This is a genomic window from Photobacterium sp. GB-210 (genome assembly GCF_003026075.1).
Taxonomy (GTDB): Bacteria; Pseudomonadota; Gammaproteobacteria; order Enterobacterales; family Vibrionaceae; genus Photobacterium.
Genome location: NZ_PYNU01000011.1, coordinates 61,929 through 87,046, shown reverse-complemented (window position 1 = coordinate 87,046; position 25,118 = coordinate 61,929). Strand labels below are relative to the sequence as shown.

Sequence of the window (25,118 nt, the reverse complement as noted above, 5' to 3'; positions counted from 1 at the left end):
AAAGGAATAACGCAATACAAGCATTAACATTAATAAGACGTAATATTTTAATCCATCACATCAGAACAACATATTAATTATATTAATAACAAATTTTTAAGCACCAATAGCTGAGAATGGATCAACTTTAAAATAGTGGCTCTGACAACAATCTGCTAATTGAGCATCGACATAATGCTCAATCATTTCAAGAGATTCTGCTTCCCAAACACATTGAAACGTTTGATTATCAACATAAACTAAAGCAAGGTGTAATTGTAAATTAGATGGTAAATTGCACCCCATATACTGCGACTTAATGAAAAATTGCTCTTCATTTGTCATTTTATGTTCACTGGTAAAGAACATCACTGACCCTCCTTAACCGTTAAATTAACAATAAGTATAGGTCAGCTTTTTACATAATTAATTATGGGCGATATCTTTAACGGCACGTAAATAGGCTTTTTCAGATTCTATATACTCTAAAGACTTTTTGGCTCTTAACCATTCAGGATACAATAAATCTCTTTTTATCAATAAGTTATTTATAAAGGATTGTTGTTGTTCTGACGCCGGGTATTTTGTCTTAATACGTTGAATTTCAAACATCACATGAACTTTATTACTAACAATTTCTTTATAACTTTGAAAATCAAACTTTTGCAATTGCGGCCAAGTATCATAAAAAGCACTTAGACACTTTTGCTCTATGAGCGATAATTCATCGTCCATAATTTTGTACCACGCATAGGACTGTCCTAAGCGCTCATACATTACGCGTTCTCTTTCAGTATAATAAATCGGTGTTGTGTTATCCCTAACCTGTTGATCGATACTTCCCATCACATTCGACTGAGGTTGATATTTCACAAAACTACCTGTGGTTACTTTATTGTTCCTATTATTCAAATAATGCTAGATATTTTTGTCAATATAATGACAATTTATCTCAATCCGTATTAATTAGTTTATATAAAAGATGGATAAAGACTCATAGCTTTAGCAATAAATGACCACTATACATCATGTTAGATATTCCCCCTTTTTTGCACAGTAGTCTTATTTAACCTTCGATTATGTTTAGTTTGTAATCACTCTATGGTGGCATTTTAAACAGCAATGAAAGCGGCGTGTAAATTTTCATCGAAAAAACACAACACGCTAGGTTTTATAAGGGCTGGGAACAATTTTAAGGTATCCTATAGACTCCTTTTTTGCTTGGCGTTAATAACGACAAGCGAGCAAACGCTCATTACTCAGACTTAATTTATGCTTTACGATCAGAAAAGTCACATCCGCTACCCGAAAGGATTTTTTGCGATGTGGACAGTTTATAGTTTCACAGGTGCAGCTATTCTCGCCTCTATCATCTTCTCGCTGCTATTATTCCTTTCCATTGATGATGATCCATTAATGAAGTTTCTCTTTGGTGGATTGGCGGTTATTTTCGAACTAGGAAAATTCTTCGCATGGTACGAAGTTGGGGAACGTAAAGCACGTCGTAACTATACTGGCACACTATCTGCTTTTACTTTTTACGCCGTTCTTGCCGCAATTTCGATTGGTGGATCTATTGGCGGTATTAACAGCGCAACGAATAAAGCACAAAGTGAAGTTAACGTTCAAAAAAGCAAAATCAATGCATTCAACATGCAGATTGAAGCCATTGAAAAACAAATTGATCTCAATAACGTCGCAGCAGAAAAATACATCCAGATGGAGCGCATTGCCTCTGGTGTTGCACGCATTCAAAAACAAAATGATGAATTACGTAAGCAACAACAAAAGCTTGCAATGGAACGTGATAGCATTCCTGTCGTTAGCCAAGGCTCGGTTTTAGGATTGATTGATAGTCTTGCAGAATCGTTACATGTAACCCCTCAAGCCGCACAGTTAGGTTTAGTGGTGTTTCTATCAGTATTATTAGATTTCTTTGCTGCATTCTTTGTAGGGTTAATAGGTGAAGAGAATCGTTTTCGTCATCAGTATCGCCATAACAAAGTGTTAGAAATGGCAGGATACAATGAATTTGACCAACCTAAACTGCTAGAACATTTTGACCCTTCAACGATTGGAACATCAGAAGTTAATGTACATGAGCAAGAGCCAGAAGAAATTATTGTCGAACCTGAACAGCCTAAAACCCCTTATGAATTAACCGTTGATGCGCTTAGTCATAACAAAGTAAATTGCAGTAAACGCGCTGTAAGTAAGTTTTTAAATATTTCAACCGATGAGGTTGATAGTATTTTCAAACAGCTATTGGATGAAGGTATTGTGAGTAAAAAGCCTAACAATCATTACCAATGGCATGGACTTACAACCACGACGAGTTAACGCATCACTGTGATAGATTAACCAAAATACCAGCCCGAAATAAGCAATTATTTCGGGCTTTTTTTGACTCAATATAATAATAGATTCTTACTTTGTTACACTTCTTATCAGTTAGTTTTCTAAAAGCAGAAAATGATCACATAATGTATTTTTAATTACAGCTTACCCAATTATTCCTCTGTAGAATCCAGTCACATTTATTTTCAATGTCTTAGCCATGATCCGTATTAAAGATTATAAGAAGCTGTTATCTCGTACTATTATCGCAACAAGTATTCTAGCACTTGTTGGTTGTGCTCAACCGTTATCACTAGAAAAGCAAGCAAGCTATTCCAATGTTGATAATTTCAACACTAGCTTGTACCAAAGCTCTTTGCCTTATACCAGCATTCATCCTGATAAAACAGGCTTCTACCCTCTTGGTGATGGTCAAGCCGCATTACTTGCACGTTTGGCTATTATTGAACATGCACAAAAAACACTGGATGTTCAGTACTATATTTACCGTGATGATGCGACAAGTGGGTTGATGACATGGTATTTATATCAAGCTGCTGAGCGTGGCGTTCGTGTGCGCTTATTACTTGATGATATGCAAAATCGTGACGATCAAGCATTAGCAAGCCTCTCTGCTCATCCTAATGTTGAAGTACGCTTATTTAACCCATTTTCAAACCGTACTATTAAGCCATTAAGTTTCTTAACTGACTTTGATCGGTTAAATCGCCGTATGCACAATAAAGCCATTATTGCAGATGGTGTGTTTGCCATTACCGGAGGACGTAATATCGGCGACGAGTATTTCTCTGCCAATAGTGACGTAGAATTCGGAGACTTCGACCTCATTATGCTGGGTAAAGTGATCCCACAATTCGCACGTCAATTTGATGAATACTGGAACAGTAAACCAGCAACACCGATTGAAGCCTTAGTCTCATCAGCACATAAGCCTACAAAAGAACAACTGGCACAGTGGAAAGATGCTCAGCTTAAGTACATGTCATCAGACTATGCAAGTTCGCTAAAAAACCACCCAATGGTACAGCAGTTAATGGAAGAGACATTACCGCTATACTGGACAGATGCAGAACTGCTTTACGATACACCGTATAAAATTGCGAATAGTAAAGATGATTTATTGCTACATAAGCTATCAGAGATGATCGCGAAAGCAGAGCATGATTTCTTTTTAGTTTCACCGTATTTTGTCCCAACAGAAGAAGGGGCTAAAGTGCTAGCTAAAGCGGCAAAGAACGGCAAAAACATCACTATTGTTACCAACTCATTAGCTTCTAATGACGTTTTCGCTGTACATGGCTGGTATGCCAAATACCGTAAAATCATGCTAGAAGGTGGTGTTAAGCTATACGAAGTAAAAGTAGAACCCGGCCATAAAACAAAACACAAATGGCTAAGTCGCTCTCGTACAAGTTTGCATGCGAAAACGTTTATTATTGATAAATCGAAAATTTTCGTCGGTTCATTTAACTTTGATCCACGCTCTGCATACTTAAATACAGAGTTAGGCGTGATTGTTGATTCACCTAAATTCTCAGGTGAAGTTTACAACACGATCAATAACTCACTTGTTAAAGATGCTTACCGTTTAGCATTGGACGAAAATGGTGAGATCATATGGAATGATGATACAACGGGCAAGCAGTATACATCAGAGCCAGACAGTAGCATTTGGCTTAAAATGGGCGCTTGGGCGGCCGGTGTATTACCAATAGAGAAACAGTTATAAGTCGGTAAGATAACCATTAAATAGTGACAAAAAAGGCGCTCATTGAGCGCCTTTTTTATGCTTAATTTTTCAATTAGCCTTTATTGCGAAGTGTCGTTTTTTTCACTGCATTTTTTTCGATGTAATCGATGATCATGCCGGCAATATCTTTACCTGTCGCTTTCTCAATACCTTCAAGGCCTGGTGAAGAGTTAACTTCCATAACAAGTGGACCACGCTCTGAACGTAACAGGTCAACACCAGCAACACCTAATCCCATAATTTTTGCAGCTGCAACGGCTGTTTTACGTTCTTCAGGTGTGATCTTAACCAGTGCTGCGCTACCACCGCGGTGTAGGTTTGAACGGAACTCGCCTTCTGCACCTTGGCGTTTCATTGCTGCAATCACTTTATCGCCAATAACGAAACAACGGATATCTGCACCGCCTGCTTCCTTAATGTATTCTTGAACCATGATATTCGCTTTAAGACCCATGAAAGCTTCAATAACACTTTCAGCAGCTTTACGTGTTTCAGCAAGAACAACACCAATGCCTTGTGTGCCTTCTAATAGCTTAATAACGACTGGCGCACCACCAACCATATCAAGTAAATCTTTAACGTCATCAGGCTTACTTGCAAAACCTGTCACAGGCATACCAATACACTTACGTGATAGTAGTTGCATTGAACGTAACTTATCACGTGAGCGGCTTATCGCTACAGATTCATTAACGGTATATACACCCATCATTTCAAACTGACGCAAAACAGCAGTACCGTAAAAAGTTACTGATGCACCTATACGTGGAATAATCGCGTCAAAATCCACTAAATCTTCACCTTTAAAGTGAATCTGAGGTTTTTGCGAGTTAATGTTCATATAACAACGCAGTGCATCGATCACTTTAATTTCATGGCCACGTTGTTCAGCGGCTTCAATCAAACGAGCTGTCGAGTACAGTGAACGATTGCGAGATAAAATTCCAATTTTCATGACAACTAGCCTTGATTTTTAATAAGATAAGATGCTTCTGGATCAACAATAATACGATCATGCATAGCTGTACGCCCTAGTAGCATACGGAAAGCCATATTATCACGACTGGTTAGCGAAATTTCAATCGGCCACTGTTGACCATTAAAATCAATTGTAGAAACGATAAAGTAGCGCAGTTGCTCATCACCACCTGAGTTTCTTACAACGCGTTTATCAGCCACTTTAGCTTCACAAATTTGTTCTACGTCGGTGTTGTTATGGATTGGGTGAATCCAAAACTTCACCCAATCTTCACCGTCACGGGTAAATTCTTCAATTTTGAAAGTATGTAGGCACGAACTACGTGCACCAGTATCAATTTTTACATGAATATTATTGATACCCAGATCAGGTAATGTAGCAACTTCACGCCACCCAACAAGAAACTTATTATTTTTATTCACTATTGTATCTTTATTAACCATATTAGATGTCCAATATACTATAGAAGCATTAAACCCAATACCTTGAAATGATACTACTACAGTATAGAGAACATTAACCAGACCCTCTGGTATAAATTTTACATTGAAGAAATGTAAAATTTATAGCTAACAGCAGGGAAACAAATTGCTTATTTTCATTAAGCTAAGATTTTTCGCTCAGGACACCTCGGCGTATTTGGTCAAGTTCAATTGATTCGAACAAAGCTTGAAAATTACCTTCACCGAATCCTTGATTTCCTTTACGTTGAATAATCTCAAAAAATACGGGACCAATCACAGTTCCCGTGAAAATTTGCAACAAAATACCATGTTCATCGCTATCGATCAGTATTTTGTCATGCTGCAACAATGCAATATTTTCATCGTGACAATCAATCCTTTTATTGACCAGTTCGTAATAAGTATCCGGTGTATCCATGAAGATAACACCTAATTGACGAAGTTTTTTCACAGATGAAAGAATGTCATTAGTACTTAAAGCGATATGCTGAATTCCTTCTCCATTATATTGTTTTAAGTATTCTGCAATTTGAGAATGTTCATCGCTTGATTCATTGATAGGAATGCGGATTTTGCCACAAGGTGATGTCATTGCGCGAGATTTTAAACCAGTCAGTTTCCCTTTAATATCAAAATATTTAATTTCTTGAAAATTAGCAATTTTTTCATAAAAATCAGACCACTTATCCATGTGTCCAATTGCAACATTATGCGTAAGGTGATCAATCGTTAATAACCCTGTATCTATAGCGGCTAAACGCTGTTGTGCGTCTGGGTAATACTCAAAATCCACTTCATAAATATCTCGTTCGCCATAACGATCGACAAAATATAATAATGCACCACCAATACCTTCAATAGCGGGAATGTTGAGTTCCATAAGCCCAACATTATTTTCGCACCTCGTTGCACCATGCTTGATAGCATAGTCTAACGCCTTGTTAACCTCTTTCACCCGAAATGCCATCGCATTAACGCTTGCGCCATGCTGCAATGCAAACGAACTTGCTTGCGAAGCTAACTCGCCATTAACTATGAAGTTTATGTCCCCCTGACGGTAAAGCCACACCATTTTATGTTTATGTTTCGCTATTTCCGCAAAGCCCATTTGTCTAAATAATTTTTTAAGCTTAGTGATCCCAACTTTTGTTGGAGCAGTGTATTCAACAAATTCAAAACCATCAGTGCCTAATGGATTACATACTTTTGACATACAGTGACTCCTATAAAACTTATTGTTAACTCTTTAAGCTTTAGCAGCACTTCAAAATAACGGGCAGTTTTATCTTTCGTCATTGTTCATTTAATTTATTCTTCATTGTAACGTACTGTTTCCATAATATTTACATACACAAATAAGCCTCATGTTTCAGCTGTAAACGTTTATTTGTTCTATATTTAGGGTTTAAAGTGAATTTTACTAGTTAGGCAAAATCATGCATAAGCGAGACACTTTTCAGCTTCCTCGAAAAACGTCAGGTGTTTATCCTATTCATTCTACTTTGCCACTATTTAAAATTATTCGCGCTCACGTATTACAGAGCTTCTCTTTTTGTGAAAACTATCAAAAAGGCATTGTAAAAGATGATGATCCTGAATTTCTTCATCAATATCGCGTTACCATGCGCCGTATACGCGCCATACTTAGTCTCCATCAATCACTTTTCATTCCAGAACAACTAAAAGAAACTAATTTAGCTATCAAAAGTTTAATGCAGCCCACTAATTTACAACGCGATCTCGATGTTTATCTCATGCAAATGGAGCATTACTTTTACTTAGTCGAACATAAGCATCATCAAGGACTGGCACGCTTTTTTGACGATCTGCAGCACCAACGCCAAAAAGCCTATAAGAAAAATAAGCATTGGTTAAAAAGCGAAGAATATAAAACGCAATATAAGCTCATCTGTATACAGTTAAAGCAGCTATCGCCTCTCATGGAAGATCTGTCTACACCACCACAACAAATGATAAACACGCTATTCATGAACTTAAACAATCGTATTATCACCTCAATGAAGGCTATTGATTCAAAAACGTCTGACGCGCAACTTCATCGCTTGAGAATCAAATATAAAAAATTACGTTATGGTTTGGAGTACTACCACCCATTAACAGAACAGTTATCACTTCGTTTGAAATTAAAAACAGTGAAGTTTCTACAAGCCAAATTAGGTGACTTCAATGACAGCTCGGTACAAATTGACTTTCTTAATCATTATTTAGAGCAATACAAAACAACGGGGAGACGTGCGAAGGCGATTGGTTTATTACTTCAAAAAGCACAACAACGGCACCTAGAAAATAAGCAGCAATTGATTAATGAAGTCATCCTATGTAGTCAAAATACTGCTTATTAATCATTATGATAGTAGCTTGATAATATCATCTTCTAAAGCAAATGGTTTTGTGGTGGGTGCATAGCGTTTCATTGGTTCACCCTCTCTTGAAATCAAAAACTTGGTGAAATTCCATTTAATATCATTGCCTAGCAGACCAGGTAATTGTTTTACGAGATAAGAAAATACAGGTTCAGCATCACGCCCTTTTACATCCACCTTACTAAACATCGGAAATGTCACGCCATAATTGATTAGACACTCCTGTTTAATTTGGCTTTCAGTTCCAGGCTCTTGTCCACCAAACTGATTACATGGAAAACCAAGTATTACTAAGCCTTGATCACGATACTTTTCATATAATGCCTGTAATGCTTCATATTGAGGTGTAAAACCACACTTACTAGCAGTATTTACAACGAGTATAACCTTCCCTTCAAAAGCACTTAATGAAAGCGCTTCCCCTGAAAGTGCTTTAACCTCGAAGTCATAAATTTTTGTCATTCTCATTCCTATTTATTATTACTCGCTAATTGTCCATGTTATTCTGTGGACGTCCTTTTGTACGAAGTTAATAGCATGACAGATCTCAAACACTTATTTTTTTCTCTTGGCCTTGAACAACTTGATTTATCAGAAAAAGATAAAAACATTATTAATGCTTTTATTCATGAATCAACACCTCGATTTAATGATATTTGCCACCAACGACAAGATAAAGAGCCTTTAGCGTTACTATTAGGCTATATGACGCAACAACATCACATTGCCTCGTCTCGTTGGACTGAACAACAGACCGCCTATCATCAAATGCAATCGGTATTTCAATCAACCGTAGGGGTTGAACACGCTAGCAAATTTATTAATCAAGATGTCGATGAATATATTCTGATCACTCTACTATGGTTGCTTGTTCAAGGGGCAAATAAAATTGATTATAGTTATGCTAATGAACAAGCAGAGACGCTGTTAGATCACATTAGTGAAGAGATAAAACAGTCGAATGACAGTAAAAAAGATGAACAGCTTCGACAACGGTTACTGCAAGCATACTATCAAGGAAAAAAAACGACGCAGCAAAGCCTTTTCACAAAACTAAAGCGTATGTTCAGGTTATCGCAACAACAATAGGAAATAACAGCATAACTTATCGCGATAATACGCGAACCAAAACGTAAATAGACTGTCACCTAATAATCTAAATATTTTGCTAACTCGATGAAATAGAGTCGTTATTTTACCGTTCTATTTTATCACCAAGACCATAGTATAAAACTTATACGCTCATGATCGTTGCAATGACATGCGCATTGTTAAAACGGAGTTCTAGATTGAAAAAGATATATCTCAATACTTATTTCGTCTGTGCCATGCTCGGCGCATTACTCAGTATCACTTTTTCCAGTCAAACATTTGCGGCTACTGAGATTACAACTGGGTGGGTAACAAACCCACAGCATCCCCCTGTGCAAGTTAGGTTAGTGCTAACGGGTGAAAAAGACACAGCTAACCATACAGTTCAAGGACTGCTAGAAGTTAAACTTGATAAAGATTGGAAAACCTATTGGCGATCGCCTGGTGAAGGTGGTGTCGCACCATCTATAAACTGGGATATGTCTAGTAATGTTGAAAGTGTTGACTGGCAGTGGCCGATGCCAAAACGTTATGAGTTCTTAGGTGTTGAAACGCTGGGCTATAAACATGATGTTATTTTCCCACTATCAATTCATGTAAAAGACATGAATAAGCCTGTATTCCTTGCAGGTAAATTAACCATGTCTTCCTGTACCAGTATTTGTGTACTGACTGACTATGAATTAGCACTTGATTTTAACCCTGAAAAACTCAGCTTATCGACTGACGCGATGTTTTTATACAACAAGGGTTATAGCCAAGTACCTAAATCGTCTCAAGCAGTAACATTGGATACTGTCTCTTATAACAAGGACAAAAAAGCAATTACGGTGGTTGCAACAAATAAGGCTGGCTGGATAAAACCAGATGTGTTGATTGACGGACATAATAAAGCCGTTAAAGACACCTCTTTTTTAGCGCCGAATGTTACGATTAAAGATAAAACACTGTATGCGGTATTACCGGTGACCAGTTGGTTTGGTACACCAAAGCTTGTTGGTGAACCACTTCAAATCACAATCGGTGATAATAATCTCGCTGTTGAGATCCCAGCAACAGCAACAGATACCCCAGTGATTGTGCCAAGTTCTAATAGTAACTTATTAGAAATAATTGGCATTGCGCTATTGGGCGGTTTAATTCTTAATATCATGCCATGCGTATTACCGGTATTAGGCATGAAGTTAAGTAGCGTTGTTTCAGCGAAAGGCTTAGAAAAACGCCAAATCCGTACCCAATTTATCGCTTCTGCTGCAGGTATTATCACCTCATTTTGGCTATTGGCTGGCTTTTTAGCATTAATGAAATTATCAGGCCAAGCGTTGGGCTGGGGAATCCAATTCCAGAGCCCTTGGTTTATTGCTGCCATGATTGCGATCACCGTCCTGTTTGGTGCAAATATGTTAGGCTTATTTGAAATTCGCTTATCAAGTAACACCAATACTTGGATGGCAACCAAAGGGGATAACTCACACCTTGGGCACTTTATTCAAGGAATGTTTGCCACCCTTCTTGCAACGCCATGTAGTGCCCCATTCTTAGGCACAGCTGTCGCGTTCGCATTAGGTGCTAATTATGTGACACTTTTTGCCATCTTCACCGCGTTAGCGATTGGTATGGCTGCACCATGGTTGCTCATTGCTCTCTTCCCACAACTGGCAAACGCATTGCCAAAACCTGGTCTATGGATGGATAGGGTTAAAACGCTGTTTGGTTTGATGATGCTGGCAACCAGTATCTGGCTATTAAGCTTAATGACTAGCTTCTTTTCTGCAGCGGTTGTTTGGGTGATTGGTCTACTGATCATGCTTGTTATCTTATGGCAATTAGGTCGTAAGAAAGGACGTAAAGCCGTTATCATCACAACAGCAGTTCTTTTACTGGGTGTTGCTGGTAGCCTTATCGTGGGTAGCTTAACCTCAAACCATTGGGCGAAGCCGCTAGCTGATGACCACCATTGGCAAACGCTAAACGTTGATAACATTGCAAAACAAGTCGCTGAAGGAAAAACAGTCTTTGTTGATGTTACAGCTGAATGGTGTATCACATGTAAAGCCAATAAAGTCGGTGTATTACTGCAAGAGCCCGTATATTCAGCCTTATCTGCTGATAACATCGTGTTAATGCGCGGTGATTGGACAAAACCTTCTGACTACGTCACAGGCTTCTTACAGTCACATGGACGTTTTGGTGTACCATTTAATATTGTATATGGTCCTAATGCGCCTCAAGGTATCCCATTGCCCGTAATTTTAACAAGTGACGAAGTGCTTAACGCAATTAAAAAAGCAAGTAAGGAATAAAGGAATAACATACATGACAAGGACGTCTGCCAAAGGATGGCTTAAAAACATACTTATCACTGCTATATTAGTAACAGCAATAAGTATTGTGGTTGATATCTGGCGAAATAAAGATTTAACGGTTTCTGTTGATAACCATTCGATAGAAAAAACTATAAACCAGCATGATATTGATTGGCTAACTCTCAGTTATCAACAGCCTGTTGTACTCTATTTATGGGCAACATGGTGTCCAAGTTGCCGCTTTGTAAGTCCATCAATCAATTGGCTGCAGCAATATCAAAGTGATCTGAATATAAAGGTATTTAGTGTTGCTATTCGCTCTGGAGATGACCGTTCATTACGAGCATACATGAACAGTAAAGAATATCGCTTTCCTGTCATTAATGACCAAAATGGTTCTATTAGCCAACAATTAGGGATAAGTGCTACACCTACTATTCTTATTGTTAAAAATGGCGAAGTCTTTAATTCTACGACAGGTGTGACGACTCCTGTTGGTTTATTCGCTAGAGTAATGGCCGCAACATATTTATAAATAAAAAGCCCAGCTAGAGTAGCTGGGCTTTTTATCATCTAATTGTCATTGTGGTTTCGGCATACGTCTAATTTGCCAAAAATGTCGCTTCCAATAAGGATTATCTAAGCGTGAAATCATCACACCTTTTGATTGTGACGCGTGCATAAATTCTGAATTGCCTAAATATATTCCAACATGGCGTGTATTACGTCCCGTTCGGAAAAAGACTAAATCCCCTTCTTTTGCACTGTTACGTGAAACTTTACGTCCCTTTTTCACCAATTGTAATGTTGTTCTTGGCAACATCATTTGGTAAACACTGGAATAACCAACTTGCACAAATGCTGAGCAATCAATGCCTTTCTTTGTTGTTCCACCAAGACGATAAGGTGTTCCTTTCCATGAATGGTAAACACCATCAAACATACCTGTATCTACAGAAGCGTTCTTTTTCAAACCTTCTTCCAACGTATCATTGCTAACAGCAATTTTTTTGCCTACTGACGTTGTTTCAGCAGCCTTATTGTTTGATGTTTTATCATTTACAGAGTCAGTCGAAGAACACCCAATCATTGACACAAGCGCCAATGCAAATAATGCGTGTTTATTATATTTAAATCCGTTCTTCAAAATTTAGCCTGTACTGATCGTTTGATAATACTTTTATTGATTATGGCTTAAAATAATACCAATAATAAGGACAAAGTGCACACTATCAGAATAAATTTGACCTATTCCAAACAATAACAATTCTAATATCTTAAAATTAGATACAAACATTAAACGTATACGCTCAACAATATGACCTCAATACAATTTCATAATTATAATCCCCATTATGAGCAAGAATTGTCTCAGCTTTACTATGACGCTATTACAAAAATTGCGCCTGCTTATTATCATCCACAACAAGTCAAAATATGGGCTGATTATCCGCGCAAACACCCAAACGAATTTGCTAAATTATTAACACAAGGTGCTGTAATAATGGCAATTAACAATGAAGGGAGTGTCATGGGGTTCGGTCAACTTCATCCGAAAAATTATATTGCTTTACTCTATACCCGGCCTGAGTTTAATCGCTTGGGTGTCGCGAGTGCTATTTATAGTAAGCTCGAACAAATAGCACATATAAGCCATCAAACAACACTGAGTGTTACAGCCAGTAAACTCTCTCTACCCTTGTTTAGCAAGCTAGGTTTTGAATTAATCGATACAGAAATTGCTATCCGTGACGACATTACGTTCGAACGCTACAACATGGTAAAATTATTGTAGGGAAGGAAAAAAAAAGCTTACTGTTAAGTAAGCTCAAAAATTTATACAACAGAAGAGATAAAAACTACGTCTATAACGTATTGATTATCTATATATAATTTTTACTTTTATCCTATTTAAGATCCAGTCATTTACTTATCTATAAATACATATGCGATTATCTTCACGCCTAGATTGAAAATGTAACTGTTAATGTTATTAACAAGCAATATATCATCTGACCAGATACCGTATATTTTTATAAATCGTGATAACACACTATAAAATGTTAATTATTTGTAAAGCCACACTATCACAATAATAACTATTTAGGTAATGTATAAAGATGTAGTCATGCGACATAACTTAAACAGCATAAGGAGTATATGTGCTGGCTTTAATTCGAATTACCATCGCAACCCTTTTTATTATCATTACAACCTGTTGTGCACTACTTTACTGCCTAATAAACCGACCTCGTGCACCTAAACATGTCTACACCTTTTGCCGCTGGTTTAACCAATTGCAAAAAATTACAGGTGTTCATGTTGAGCAACGTGGACTCAGTAACAGCGCCAATATTGCTAATGCCGTCTATATATCCAATCACCAAAGTGTTTATGACTTTGTTACGACCCCTGGTATGTTGCAACCAAATACCGTGTCACTAGGGAAAAAAAGCTTATTATGGATCCCTTTCTTCGGGCAGCTTTACTGGATCACGGGCAATATACTGATTGATCGTGAGAATAAAGCCAAAGCGCGTAATACCATTCAGCAAGTTGCTGATGCTATCCACCAGCGAAATTTATCTGTCTGGGTTTACCCAGAAGGCACGCGAAGCAAAGGACGTGGATTGCTGCCTTTTAAGACAGGAGCTTTTAGAATGGCGATAGAAGCAGGTGTACCTATTATTCCTGTCGTGATCAGTACGACACACAATAAGATTGATTTAAATAAACTTGATAACGGTACTGTTATAGCTGAAATGCTAGCCCCAATCGACACTCAAACATTTAAATCGACTGACGCAAGACAGTTAGCTGAAAAATGCCATCAACTTATGGCAGAAAAGATCGCCCAACTTGATAATGAATTATCGCAAGATTCTTATTTGGCGAGTGAAGAGACATCAAAAGAGAATAAAGCCTAAAATAATTACACCCAATGAGTTTCATTGGGTGTAAATTATATCAACAATCTAAGGCTTAGATGTAAAGCTTAGCAACATCGCTAGGCTCAACTTCCACACCTTCAAGACTTTCGTTCCAGTTCAAACCAACAAGAACACCGTCTTCAGCTAATGTGATCATCCAATCTTCTAAGAAAATATCTAGTGGCAATTCACTTGGTTGGAACTCAGCCCACTCATCAGCACATTGCGCTTTCGCATCTTCTTCATTTGACCAGAATGGCATTACTTCCGAATCTTCAAACTCAGATGAAGCAACAGATAGCCAATCACCTTCTTCATTACGAAGGCTCCAAACAATACGTGTATTTTGTGTTTCTTCAACAAACATTAATTTGTTAGCTTGGATATCTGACGTTAATTTAGTCATCTATTTTCTCTCAGTTGTAAACCTAAATGGCAAGCAACCATAGCTTATATCACCACAGCACTCTAACCCATGAAGTTTAACAAAAAACAGAATAAACAGTGATTAAATATTGTTTATATTTTTATGCTATATAGAGATAAAATAATGTTGACATATACCTATTCGATGGCAAAATGTCGCGATTATCGTCTAGGTTCATTCTGTTCCACCCGATATGGCAAAGTCTTGCCAACACATTACATCAAACATTTACACTTACTGTTAGGTCAATCAATGCAATCTCGTCGTGCTGGAAATATGCTGGCGGCATTTTCTTTTGTGCTTTGGGGAATTCTCCCACTGTATTATCAGTTCTTGCCACAAGCCAATATTAATGAATTACTCGCACTAAGACTTATTTTTTCAGTGCCTGTTATGTTATTAGTCATACTACTACTTAAACGGCCTTTACCTAACGTTACGGAACTGTTGGCAGATAAGAAATCGTTCTTCATGTGCGGTGTTGCTGGCTGTATTATGAGTGTATCTTGGTATGCTTTTACCTGGGCGATTACCCACGGTGAAGTGCTTGCCGCAAGTCTTGGTTATTTTATTAACCCATTATTTGCTATTGCCTTAGGTATGTTTTTCTTAAGAGAAAAGCTCACAAAAGCTCAAGTAATCGCTGTGGTTCTGGCTATCTTAGGTATTGCTTATCAAGTCTGGCAGTACGGGGAATTACCTTGGTTGTCTCTTCTTATGGGCAGCTTTTTTGCTATCTATGGATTAACCAAAAAGTATATAAGATATGATGCATTAACCTCGGTGACTATTGAAGCCGCTATCCTTACCCCCTTTGCTGTAATTTATATGCTGTGGCTTTACTTCTCTGGTGATAGTGTGTCGTTAACATCAGGTACGACTACATTTCTATTATATGTAGGCTCTGCGCCAGTTACAGTCGCACCCTTAATCTTCTTCGCTTTAGCACTGAATCGTACTAGCTTAACAATGGTTGGATTAATGCAATATATCGAGCCAACATTACAGTTCTTATTAGCCGTGTTCTTGTTTGGTGAGTTCTTTGATCATACTAAAGCGATCAGTTTTAGCCTTATTTGGGCAGGTTTGATCTTTTGTACGCTTGAAGCATTACCCAACTTATTCGATAAAAAGCGTAACGTTACCCTGCCTCACTCGTAATTGTCTTAAATGTAAACACCGTGCGTTGTACGGTGTTTTTGTTTATCCTTCAATTATTGTCCAAATAAGAACGTTTTATCATGTCATCAAACCCACCTTCAGAGCTACAGCAACTACAAGAACAACTCCGACACTTTGCAATACAGCGCAATTGGGATCAGTTCCATACCCCTAAAAACTTAGTAATGGCCTTAAGTGGTGAAGTGGGTGAATTAACAGAAATTTTCCAATGGTTAACCCCCGAGCAAAGCCAAGACCTTTCAGTTGAAAAAAAACGGCAATTAGAAGAAGAACTTGCGGATGTGATGATGTACTTGGTTCGATTAGCGGATAAGTGCGATGTGGATATTTTAGAGGCTTGCCAGAGAAAGATAATCAAAAATGCTGATAAATACCCTATTGAGAAATGTTATGGATCAGCGAAAAAATATAATGAGTTATAACAGCGTTCAGTAAAAACAAAAAAGCTGGCGATTATAGCCAGCCTTTTTCATTTACTTGCCAACTATTTTTGGCCAACACCGCGATTTTCTTTTTTCGCTAAAGCAATTTTACCAAAGCCTAGCTTACGAAAATAACTATCACGATAGTCACGGGCAGCTTTACTTGAATTTGAAACTGCTTCAACTTGCAATTCCATTTTTAGAAATGACGTTAAGTCGATACCTTCTGCAGCAGCTACCGCTTCATGAATATTACGGTATTGATCAAATGAAAAAATAAGCTCTTTTTCTTCATTTTTGTAGGTATAGATAATAGTGCGTGACATAACGTCCCCAGTAGAGCATAAAATGGATACGAAATTTACCGTATATCCTTTTAAGATGGAAGCTTAAACAACGCGGTATTATTTAATAAATCCGTCACCATTAAACTATACCTCGATAGCTGTTACCTGCTTGGTTGTCAGATCATTATTTATATCGTTATTAGAAACAAAGTCTTGTAATAATTCATTAGCAAAAACATCTTGTTGCGACATTGGTCGATAGTAATAAAAACCTTGAATATAGCGTACCCCCACAGATTGAATAAATTCAACTTCTTTAAGATGCTCTACCCCTTCAACAACAATCTCAGCATTGGTGATCTTACCGAGTTGTACAGCTAAGCTAAACAGATCTTTACCTCGCTGTGTTTCTAGATTCAGTACCAGTGTTCGATCAATTTTTACTTTATCAAAATCAAAACGCGATAAATAAGCCAGTGATGAATAGCCAGTACCAAAATCGTCTAATGCTACGGCAATGCCTAATTGATGTAATTGATCGATGACTTTCGCAACATCGGCTTCATTTTGCACCAATAACTCTTCAGTGATCTCAATTTCAATTTGAGAGAATGACAGTGAGCTCTCTTCAATATGTGTTTTAATCGTTTGGACAAAATTTTTCTTTAAGACAGTATCTGGTGAGATATTTATCGATAATCTAATGTTCTCATTCACTTTCGCAAATCGTTCGCCAGCACGTAATGCTTTGTCAAAAACCCAATAATCTAAATCAGGCATTAACCCTAATTGATTAAAGGCGGCTAAAAACGTCGGCGGTAAAATCTTTCCATCCTTATCATGATAACGAATAAGTGTTTCAAAACTAATGATCTTATTCGTATTCACATCAACCTGAGGTTGAAAATAGAGTAAAAACTCCCCTTCAGCTTGTAGCCGTTCGATCTCTTTTTGTGCTTTTAAATTTCGATGTAAAGACGGTATAAAACTGGTTAAACGTGTTTTAACTTCAATCTCATCACTGGTAAATAAGCGATTGGAGAAGACATCGGACACACCAATACCAAGGTTACGCTTATCCATTAGTTTAAAGAATGGGTAATAGATCACGACACCAATTAGGATGATAACAGCCTGTAATATTGCGCCAGAAATAGCCCCTCCTGTTGCAACATAGCCGCTTAATAAAGGCGGCATTAACCAGCTTTGGATTTCACTTAATGGTGGCACAATTCCCCAATACATCGATCCATAAGCCACCACAAAACCAATTGCAGGTGCAATCAGAAAAGGAATAATCATGATTGGATTAAATATAACAGGCACACCATAGAGCACCGGCTCATTGACGTTAAAAAGACACAAGATAAGGGACGCTTTTGCTAATACTTTATAGCCTTCACTTTTTGCAAATAACAGCATACAAATAACTAAGCTCAATAAGTTGCCGCTACCACCAATGCCCGTAAAGAAATCATAAAAATTGGTGCTGATAATATTAAGATCTGCACCAAAATTATGCCATGCTGAAATATTCACCATAGTGATATCGTAAAGTTCAGCTTTGTACATATGAAGTACATTATGGCCATTGATCCCTACGGACCAAAACGCCCCGCGCAATAACTCATAAATAAGGCCATCAACAAAAGAAGTAGGATCAAGCGAGGGTAATAATGAAGATGAAATGCTTACCGAATTAACAGCAAAGTAAATAAGCTGACTGGATGTTATCAATGCACCAATGGAGACTATCGCACCTAGTAGCATGTTTGCTGAGCTGTCGATGACGGAGTCGCGATCACTGCCTCTAAAAACACGAAATTTCTTTAATCGAGAAATCAGTCCACAAGTAATATATGCCGTTAATAACGACAACGGAAAACTATTAGGTAATGGCATAATTTGCGATAAAAAGCCCCATTGGTAGGACACAACAAAATACACAGTTAATGCACTGGCTATTGAGACCCCTTTAGGGATACGTTTTACAGAAGAGAGGTATGTAACAAGATAAAAGTTGATCAATATAGGAAACATCAAACCCGTTGATTCACCTACATACCTTATCGTGCCAGTTAATGAGTCATAGCCGTAGTGCTCACAGAATACCGCTATAAGTTCACAGAACGTCGAGATTAATGCCAGCGGTAAGGCCATGATAAAGACATTCGAAACAGCAACAAGATATTTATTCGACGAGAGCTCTGACATTACTCTGTAAACAGTCATAACTATTTTCTTATTTAATTATGATAAATACTATCAGCTCGATGCTGCCTGTATTTCACTACTCAATACCAACATTCGTGTTGATAACATCAACTAATCATCACGAACAACGCTAACTAATTATTTTATTTCAATAAATTATACTATCAATCATATCAGTTTATTATACATGAAAATTTATAAAATACTGTGCTACCTATCACTTCACACAAAACATGTAAGAGATTGTTAATAAAGTATACTTCGAACACTATTTAAAGCTGCATATCAAAGAAATAAGAGATAAATACCGTTATGTAACCACAGGAGTAATAATTAAAATGTGACATGTTTTAAACGTATTCTCGTTAATAGGGCATGGGTAAAATCATACACTGCCTTTTCCCATACTTATACACAGAAACAGTGGATAACTTTACTAACGCTGTGAAAAAACACACTTTTCGTATGTTTTTTATACAGGTGGGATTTTTAAATAATCAGTAAGTTACGATAGTAAGTCAAAATTATCATGTAATTCTCATTATGATTATTTTTTAGTTAAATAGTGGATAACTTGATTCTCACTACCACGCCATACCAAAGCAGGATCTCGTTGAGATTCTTCGTATTTTCCATCAACAAGAACATCGATAAGATCAACAATTTGCTGTTGCTGCTCAGTTAACTCAGCGAACGTGTACCCCGTCCATAACCAAATATCTTTACCAATACATTCACTACGGACACGTTTTACCAACTTTAAAATATCAGGCACGTTGTTTGGGTGTAACGGATCACCTCCAGATAAAGACAAACCACGGCGTTTAATTCTAGTATCGTTCAAATCATTAATGATCTGATCTTCCATCTCTTGGCTAAAAAAGTGCCCTGCATCTAGTCGCCATGTACTCTGGTTATAACAACCTCGACACTGATGAATACAGCCAGAAACAAATAAACTTGCACGAGTGCCCGGTCCATTAACAATATCGACAGGGTAATAGTTGTGATAATTCATATTGGTCACCTACACTCTCTAGTAATTTATTAAATAATAATCTTAAAAAGAAAAAGTGCCCTCTCAGGCACTTTTATCTTGTTACACTATGCACTCAAATAGAAATTACATGTGTTTAACACGACGCTTCACTTCTTCTTGTTTACCGAAGTTAAACGGGCGTGCGTCAGGGCTACCTAAGTAACCGCATACACGGCGTGTTACTGATACCTTAGATGGCTCGTGGTTACCACACTTAGGACATGTAAAGCCTTTACTTGTACAGTCAAACTCACCCGTAAAGCCACACTCATAACACTCATCAATGGGTGTATTAGTACCGTAATAAGGAACACGCGAATAGCTGTAATCCCATACATCTTCTAGTGCTTCAAGGTTATGCTGAATATTTGGGTATTCACCGTAACAGATGAAGCCACCATTCGCGATATCAGGGTAAGCCATCTCAAAGTCAATTTTATCGTATGGGTTTACTTTCTTTTCAACATCTAGGTGGAAGCTATTTGTGTAGTAGCCTTTGTCCGTCACACCTGCAACAACACCAAATTCTTTAGTATCGATTGCACAAAAACGACTACATAGGTTTTCACTTGGCGTACTGTATAAGCTAAAGCCATACCCCGTTTCTTTCTTCCATGCATCTGTTGCATCGCGTAAACGCTGAACAATGGCAACCGCTTTTTGGCGAAGCTCTTCACTGTCGTATACATGCGTATCATTGCCATATAGTGCATTCACTGTTTCATGAATACCAATATAGCCAAGCGAAATTGAAGCACGACCATTTTTGAAGATTTCTGATACGTCATCATCTTCTTTAAGGCGTACACCACATGCTCCTTCCATATATAAAATAGGGGCTACACGTGCTTTCACTCCATCAAGACGGGAGATACGTGCATCAAGTGCACGACGAGATAAGGCCAAACGCTCATCTAATAAAGTAAAGAAACGCGCTTCATCCCCTTTTGCTTCTAATGCAATACGTGGAAGGTTAATACTTACAACACCAAGGTTATTGCGGCCTTCGTGGATCAACTCACCATTTTCTTCATACGGACCAAGGAAACTACGACAACCCATCGGCGTTTTGAATGAACCCGTTACTTCAACTAACTTGTCATAGTTCAAAATGTCTGGGTACATGCGCTTAGAAGCACACTCTAACGCCAATTGCTTAATATCGTAGTTCGCGTCATCTTGTTTATGGTTTAACCCATCTTTAATGGCAAACACAAGCTTAGGGAATACTGCCGTCTTATGATTTTTACCCAAACCTGAAATACGGTTCTTCAAAATAGATTGTTGAATTAAGCGTGATTCCCACGACGTACCTAAACCAAAACCGAAAGTAACAAACGGTGTTTGCCCATTTGCGGTATGTAATGTGTTTACTTCATATTCTAGTGATTGGAATGCGTCATAACATTCTTTTTCAGTACGCGCATTAGCAAAAGCAACTGGGTCTTCAATGCCCCACTCTTTTGCTACTTCTAAATGCTTTTTATAACTAACAGTAACATAAGGTGCTAATACTTCATCAATACGGTTGATGGTTGTTCCACCGTAGATGTGGCTTGCTACTTGTGCAATGATCTGAGCTGTAACTGCTGTTGCGGTAGAAATAGATTTAGGAGTATCAATCTCTGCGTTACCCATTTTAAAACCATGGGTCAACATGCCGTTTAAATCAATCAGCATACAGTTAAACATAGGGAAGAAAGGAGAATAATCCAGATCATGGAAGTGAATATCACCACACTCATGTGCTTTAACAATGTCACGCGGCAACAAATGTTGAGTCGCGTAGTGTTTAGCAACAATACCAGCCAATAAATCACGCTGCGTTGGGATCACTTTACTGTCTTTATTCGCGTTCTCATTAAGTAAAGATGCATTGCTTTGCTCAATCAAACCACGAATTTCATTATTTAGGCGGCTTTTCTTTTCACGTGCAATATCGCGATCATGGCGATATTCAATATAGGCACGGGCAACTGTTTTGTGAGGACCAATCATCAATTGATTCTCTACAGCGTCCTGGATAGCGTGAATATCTACTTCTTCAGCATGCTGGAATTGAGCTAATGTCGCTTCAGCAACAGACATTGCATCCACTTCACTCATATTCATGTCATTGATTGACTGAGCTGCACCCATTACCGCTTCTTTAATGCGTTGCATTTCGAAAGGTACACGGCAGCCATCACGCTTAATCACAACAAGTTTCACACTAGGCTCCTAAATATACAATATTCATTACAGTGTCACGTAAACACAAAATATAGGCATTCGGTATACACGCAACAACAAGATGTGGGTATTAGGCGAGATTTTCAAAAAACAAACATTGATCCAAATCAATTTGTTTTAAAGAGAGATTACGATACGAACGATGCATCTGATGCGTCACAAAATTCTTTATAAAAGCAAATTTACATATACGCTTGTCAATAAAATTATTTGGTATTTAAGTAAAAATAATGAGAAAAAATTCTTGATTTTTTGCTGAATGAAGTAGACTGATTAAACACTTTTACCAGGCTGATTTGAATATTTAATGGATGGCTTAACACTTACACAGCGTATCAATAAAGTAACCTATAAAAACCTTCGTATTGGTTTTTTATGGTCATCTAAGATATCTCTGATGATCTTATCTTTAATGTTAGTCACATTATGGCTCAATCATTTCACTAATGACTCTGATATATCATTTTTGTTAACAGCCCAGTTTACTTGGCAAATGATACTTTCTGGTTTCGGGATCATTTATTTTAATCGCAGCACTGAACCTGCAAATTATCGCTTAGTGAGTGCCTTTTATAGCTTCACCTATGGTTTGAGTTGGGGAGCAACTATCTTAATCTTAGGCCTGTATGCACAATTCACTTTACTCTCTGAAGTATTAGCCAACCTGACAACTATGGTGGCATTACTTGGATTTTATACCTACCGAAATGCCTTATATTTAGCGATTACACCAATACTTGCTTTGAGTACTTGGATAACAATCAAAGATGAGCACTTAACATTACTGTTTTCGTTTGAAAAGTTTATGATCACTCTCATCATCATTGAATCTGGACGCCGTGTGCTATATCGCTGGTTCAGTAATCGTATTCAACAAGAACATGAGAATAAACGTTTACTAAAAGAGTTAAATCAACTCGCTTCTCGTGACCAATTAACCCAAATTAAAAATCGCCGTTTTTTCCAAATAGAACTTGAGAAGCAAATTAAAAATAGCCAACGCTTACATATCCCTTTGTCTCTAATTTTAATTGATATTGATCACTTTAAAGCATTTAACGACAGTCAAGGCCATATTGCGGGGGATGAGTGTTTAAAATTAGTTGCAAAAGTGATTGATGCAAGCTTGCTTCGAGGCACAGATAGTGTTTCTCGTTTCGGTGGAGAAGAATTTGCGGTTTTGTTACCAAATACCAACCTTGATGGCGCTATTTTAGTCGCCCAACGTATTCAGGAAAACTTAACTAAAGTAGCGATTGATCATCCCGCCTCACAAACCAGTCATATCGTGACAATCAGCCAAGGTATAACGACTTATGAGGAAAGCCAACGTTCAACGCAATTTATAGAAAAAGCAGATCACAATTTATATGATGCAAAAAAATCAGGACGAAATTGTTATATCGCTGCTTAGTAAATACCGCACTTTGAGCTATGTATAATAACCATCTGTGGCTGTTTTGGTCATATTGCGTCAACGGCTTGCCGACATTTAGATACTCGTATCGACATTACACTTTTATAGTGTTCTGCTTGCGCTTTGATATACACAGCGCAGCCAGCACGATCATGAGATATCCATGCCTTTTCTGGCTCAAGCGCTACCTTTTTCCCTTCAGGAAAGACATAGTTCAAAATAACATTGCCATTAGGTTGAATCGCAAAACTATAAAATCGATCTAAATGCTCTAAATAGCCTACTGTTAAAAATAATACAGGTAGAAAAGAGCACTTAAACACAATGCTTTTAACGGTTAATGACTTAAATTTCATGTATGCTTCTACACGCAGCACAACATAGACCAATACAATAGATAAAGCAGCAAACCACGCAAGGATCTTAAATTTCCCCCACGAAACTTCGGGTTCAAGCAGTAGTATTTCCACCTTAGATTCCTTTCTAAAACAAAGCTGACAGTAAGATGCCACAAAAGTTATAACTCATGATTTTTGTTTGAGATAACACACTGCATACGATATTAAGAATAGCTTTCAAGTGGTGTGATAACTCACTCCAGAAAACTATGTTTACCAAGAATAGTGAAACTGAATTTTCATCATAAATATTATAATAAGGCTAAAAAGTTAACCTAAAATAAGGAGAACATAATCCCGTATTTATTCTTTTTTGCGATTCAATTCATACTCGCTAATATTTGTCATGCACACTCATTAACGTTAATGACGTGGAATTTTCAATGGCTAGCGGATCATCCCAAAAACGACATACAACGAACAGCAAAAGACTACCAAGTATTAAAGCAAATCTTTCTTACTCACCAACCCGATATTCTCGCCTTTCAAGAAGTCGATAGTGCCTCAAGCCTTCATCGCATTGTTCCTAAAGACCGCTATCAAATATACATATCATCAAGAGTCAAAAACAAAGACGACGTTTTTAATGGGATCAACCAATTCACTGGTTTTGCCGTTAAAAAACACCTTACCGTTAAAGAACACCCAGATATAACCACGTTGAGCTCTCCCGCTATAGCATTAGGAAACAAGCCGTATTACCCACAAAAGTTACGTTATGGTTCAGCAATTAAAGTCAATCTTAATCAGCATGATATTATCGTTGTGAATGTACACTTAAAATCAGGTTGCTTTACTCCTAAACAGCTAAAGAACAACCGTAAAAAATCCTGTCGCACACTGAATTTACAACGAACATTAATCCAACAATGGATAGAACAGCAAGAAGTGAAAAGGCAGCCTTTTATCTTAGTTGGCGATTTTAATCATCGTATATCTCTTAATACAACAAATAACAAAACTTACTTTTTCTCCAATAATAATCAGCAAGGTTCTTTAAAATGGCTTACTCATAATGTTAAAGGTAACTGTTTAACAAAAAGAAGAAAGAAGAATAAAACCTATTATCGTCGTTATAAAGAATTAATTGACCATGGTTTTAGTAGTGAACATTTTACTATCTCATCTATCCAGCAGGTACCTTATTCCTTCGAACAAGTATCAACTTACCAATTGAGTGATCACTGTCCAGTTATCTTTAGACTCAGTTTTACACCGTTTATTTCTTCATGACTTATTAAGTTGTAAACTACAGTCA

The 25,118-nt window shown here is 37.5% G+C and carries 25 protein-coding genes; 12 read left to right on the top strand and 13 right to left on the bottom strand.

Translation table 11 applies throughout. The features are described from left to right. Window positions 1-96: 96 nt before the first annotated feature. Both C9J38_RS13750 and C9J38_RS13745 read right to left on the bottom strand, forming a co-directional pair. On the bottom strand, window positions 97-348 hold the full coding sequence (locus C9J38_RS13750) for a hypothetical protein (protein ID WP_107207585.1): 252 nt from the start codon (window positions 346-348) through the stop codon (window positions 97-99). Window positions 349-405: 57 nt separating this feature from the next. Then, complete coding sequence (locus C9J38_RS13745) at window positions 406-852, bottom strand: hypothetical protein (RefSeq protein WP_233217771.1); 447 nt, start codon at window positions 850-852, stop codon at window positions 406-408. Between the two features lie 450 nt (window positions 853-1,302). On the opposite strand from C9J38_RS13745, the gene C9J38_RS13740 reads away from it, so the two are divergent. Together C9J38_RS13740 and C9J38_RS13735 are read left to right on the top strand one after the other, a co-directional pair. Then, window positions 1,303-2,319 carry a Preprotein translocase subunit SecY gene (locus C9J38_RS13740; RefSeq protein WP_107207584.1) on the top strand — a complete coding sequence of 339 codons (1,017 nt, stop codon included), beginning with the start codon at window positions 1,303-1,305 and terminating at the stop codon, window positions 2,317-2,319. A 217-nt stretch (window positions 2,320-2,536) separates the two neighbouring features. Continuing rightward, complete coding sequence (locus C9J38_RS13735) at window positions 2,537-4,066, top strand: phospholipase D family protein (protein WP_107207583.1); 1,530 nt, start codon at window positions 2,537-2,539, stop codon at window positions 4,064-4,066. Between the two features lie 73 nt (window positions 4,067-4,139). Here the strand turns inward: C9J38_RS13735 and rimK are convergent, their stop codons facing one another. The 3 genes from rimK to hppD form a co-directional block, all read right to left on the bottom strand. Continuing rightward, window positions 4,140-5,042, bottom strand: a complete 903-nt coding sequence (gene rimK / locus C9J38_RS13730) for a 30S ribosomal protein S6--L-glutamate ligase (RefSeq protein WP_107207582.1) — start codon at window positions 5,040-5,042, stop codon at window positions 4,140-4,142. Window positions 5,043-5,047: 5 nt separating this feature from the next. Continuing rightward, window positions 5,048-5,509 carry an ATP-dependent zinc protease gene (locus C9J38_RS13725; RefSeq protein ID WP_107207581.1) on the bottom strand — a complete coding sequence of 154 codons (462 nt, stop codon included), beginning with the start codon at window positions 5,507-5,509 and terminating at the stop codon, window positions 5,048-5,050. Window positions 5,510-5,672: 163 nt separating this feature from the next. Beyond that, window positions 5,673-6,743: a 4-hydroxyphenylpyruvate dioxygenase gene (hppD, locus tag C9J38_RS13720; protein WP_107207580.1), complete on the bottom strand. Its 1,071-nt coding sequence runs from the start codon at window positions 6,741-6,743 to the stop codon at window positions 5,673-5,675. 223 nt (window positions 6,744-6,966) lie between these two features. On the opposite strand from hppD, the gene C9J38_RS13715 reads away from it, so the two are divergent. Then, the gene (locus C9J38_RS13715) at window positions 6,967-7,893 is read left to right on the top strand and encodes a CHAD domain-containing protein (RefSeq protein ID WP_107207579.1); all 927 of its coding nucleotides are present in this window, start codon (window positions 6,967-6,969) and stop codon (window positions 7,891-7,893) included. Window positions 7,894-7,896: 3 nt separating this feature from the next. Here C9J38_RS13715 and C9J38_RS13710 read toward each other — a convergent pair whose 3' ends face one another. Next, window positions 7,897-8,376 carry a glutathione peroxidase gene (locus C9J38_RS13710; protein ID WP_107207578.1) on the bottom strand — a complete coding sequence of 160 codons (480 nt, stop codon included), beginning with the start codon at window positions 8,374-8,376 and terminating at the stop codon, window positions 7,897-7,899. Window positions 8,377-8,451: 75 nt separating this feature from the next. On the opposite strand from C9J38_RS13710, the gene C9J38_RS13705 reads away from it, so the two are divergent. From C9J38_RS13705 to C9J38_RS13695, 3 genes are all read left to right on the top strand, one after another. Beyond that, the gene (locus tag C9J38_RS13705; protein ID WP_107207577.1) at window positions 8,452-9,003 is read left to right on the top strand and encodes a hypothetical protein; all 552 of its coding nucleotides are present in this window, start codon (window positions 8,452-8,454) and stop codon (window positions 9,001-9,003) included. Between the two features lie 200 nt (window positions 9,004-9,203). Then, window positions 9,204-11,309 carry a protein-disulfide reductase DsbD gene (locus tag C9J38_RS13700; RefSeq protein ID WP_107207576.1) on the top strand — a complete coding sequence of 702 codons (2,106 nt, stop codon included), beginning with the start codon at window positions 9,204-9,206 and terminating at the stop codon, window positions 11,307-11,309. 13 nt (window positions 11,310-11,322) lie between these two features. After that, window positions 11,323-11,847: a protein disulfide oxidoreductase gene (locus tag C9J38_RS13695; RefSeq protein ID WP_107207575.1), complete on the top strand. Its 525-nt coding sequence runs from the start codon at window positions 11,323-11,325 to the stop codon at window positions 11,845-11,847. Between the two features lie 45 nt (window positions 11,848-11,892). On the opposite strand, the gene C9J38_RS13690 is transcribed toward C9J38_RS13695, so the two are convergent. Further along, window positions 11,893-12,402 (bottom strand): NlpC/P60 family protein, encoded by a 510-nt coding sequence (locus tag C9J38_RS13690; protein ID WP_107207613.1) that lies wholly within the window; start codon window positions 12,400-12,402, stop codon window positions 11,893-11,895. Window positions 12,403-12,678: 276 nt separating this feature from the next. Between C9J38_RS13690 and C9J38_RS13685 the strand changes: the two genes are divergently transcribed. Together C9J38_RS13685 and C9J38_RS13680 are read left to right on the top strand one after the other, a co-directional pair. Next, window positions 12,679-13,107: a GNAT family N-acetyltransferase gene (locus tag C9J38_RS13685; RefSeq protein WP_233217772.1), complete on the top strand. Its 429-nt coding sequence runs from the start codon at window positions 12,679-12,681 to the stop codon at window positions 13,105-13,107. Window positions 13,108-13,474: 367 nt separating this feature from the next. After that, window positions 13,475-14,239 carry a 1-acylglycerol-3-phosphate O-acyltransferase gene (locus C9J38_RS13680; protein WP_107207573.1) on the top strand — a complete coding sequence of 255 codons (765 nt, stop codon included), beginning with the start codon at window positions 13,475-13,477 and terminating at the stop codon, window positions 14,237-14,239. Between the two features lie 55 nt (window positions 14,240-14,294). On the opposite strand, the gene C9J38_RS13675 is transcribed toward C9J38_RS13680, so the two are convergent. Continuing rightward, window positions 14,295-14,648 carry a DUF2750 domain-containing protein gene (locus C9J38_RS13675; RefSeq protein ID WP_006644976.1) on the bottom strand — a complete coding sequence of 118 codons (354 nt, stop codon included), beginning with the start codon at window positions 14,646-14,648 and terminating at the stop codon, window positions 14,295-14,297. A 273-nt stretch (window positions 14,649-14,921) separates the two neighbouring features. On the opposite strand from C9J38_RS13675, the gene rarD reads away from it, so the two are divergent. Together rarD and C9J38_RS13665 are read left to right on the top strand one after the other, a co-directional pair. Beyond that, window positions 14,922-15,830 carry an EamA family transporter RarD gene (gene rarD, locus C9J38_RS13670; RefSeq protein WP_107207612.1) on the top strand — a complete coding sequence of 303 codons (909 nt, stop codon included), beginning with the start codon at window positions 14,922-14,924 and terminating at the stop codon, window positions 15,828-15,830. Window positions 15,831-15,910: 80 nt separating this feature from the next. After that, on the top strand, window positions 15,911-16,273 hold the full coding sequence (locus tag C9J38_RS13665) for a nucleotide pyrophosphohydrolase (protein WP_107207572.1): 363 nt from the start codon (window positions 15,911-15,913) through the stop codon (window positions 16,271-16,273). Window positions 16,274-16,335: 62 nt separating this feature from the next. On the opposite strand, the gene C9J38_RS13660 is transcribed toward C9J38_RS13665, so the two are convergent. The 4 genes from C9J38_RS13660 to nrdD all read right to left on the bottom strand — a co-directional run bounded on the left by C9J38_RS13660 (window position 16,336) and on the right by nrdD (window position 22,024). Continuing rightward, on the bottom strand, window positions 16,336-16,599 hold the full coding sequence (locus tag C9J38_RS13660; RefSeq protein ID WP_045084205.1) for a DUF2960 family protein: 264 nt from the start codon (window positions 16,597-16,599) through the stop codon (window positions 16,336-16,338). A gap of 105 nt (window positions 16,600-16,704) precedes the next feature. Further along, window positions 16,705-18,792, bottom strand: coding sequence for an EAL domain-containing protein (locus tag C9J38_RS13655; RefSeq protein WP_107207571.1), 2,088 nt, complete (start codon window positions 18,790-18,792; stop codon window positions 16,705-16,707). 529 nt (window positions 18,793-19,321) lie between these two features. Then, window positions 19,322-19,792, bottom strand: a complete 471-nt coding sequence (gene nrdG, locus C9J38_RS13650) for an anaerobic ribonucleoside-triphosphate reductase-activating protein (RefSeq protein WP_107207570.1) — start codon at window positions 19,790-19,792, stop codon at window positions 19,322-19,324. 105 nt (window positions 19,793-19,897) lie between these two features. Then, on the bottom strand, window positions 19,898-22,024 hold the full coding sequence (nrdD, locus tag C9J38_RS13645) for an anaerobic ribonucleoside-triphosphate reductase (RefSeq protein ID WP_107207569.1): 2,127 nt from the start codon (window positions 22,022-22,024) through the stop codon (window positions 19,898-19,900). A 328-nt stretch (window positions 22,025-22,352) separates the two neighbouring features. Between nrdD and C9J38_RS13640 the strand changes: the two genes are divergently transcribed. Then, window positions 22,353-23,459 carry a diguanylate cyclase gene (locus C9J38_RS13640; protein WP_107207568.1) on the top strand — a complete coding sequence of 369 codons (1,107 nt, stop codon included), beginning with the start codon at window positions 22,353-22,355 and terminating at the stop codon, window positions 23,457-23,459. A 50-nt stretch (window positions 23,460-23,509) separates the two neighbouring features. Here the strand turns inward: C9J38_RS13640 and C9J38_RS13635 are convergent, their stop codons facing one another. Beyond that, entirely contained in the window at window positions 23,510-23,932 is a 423-nt protein-coding gene (locus tag C9J38_RS13635; RefSeq protein ID WP_107207567.1) for a hypothetical protein, read from the bottom strand. Window positions 23,933-24,226: 294 nt separating this feature from the next. Here C9J38_RS13635 and C9J38_RS13630 point away from each other — a divergent pair, with 294 nt between their 5' ends. Next, window positions 24,227-25,093, top strand: a complete 867-nt coding sequence (locus C9J38_RS13630) for an endonuclease/exonuclease/phosphatase family protein (protein ID WP_107207566.1) — start codon at window positions 24,227-24,229, stop codon at window positions 25,091-25,093. Window positions 25,094-25,118 lie beyond the last annotated feature (25 nt).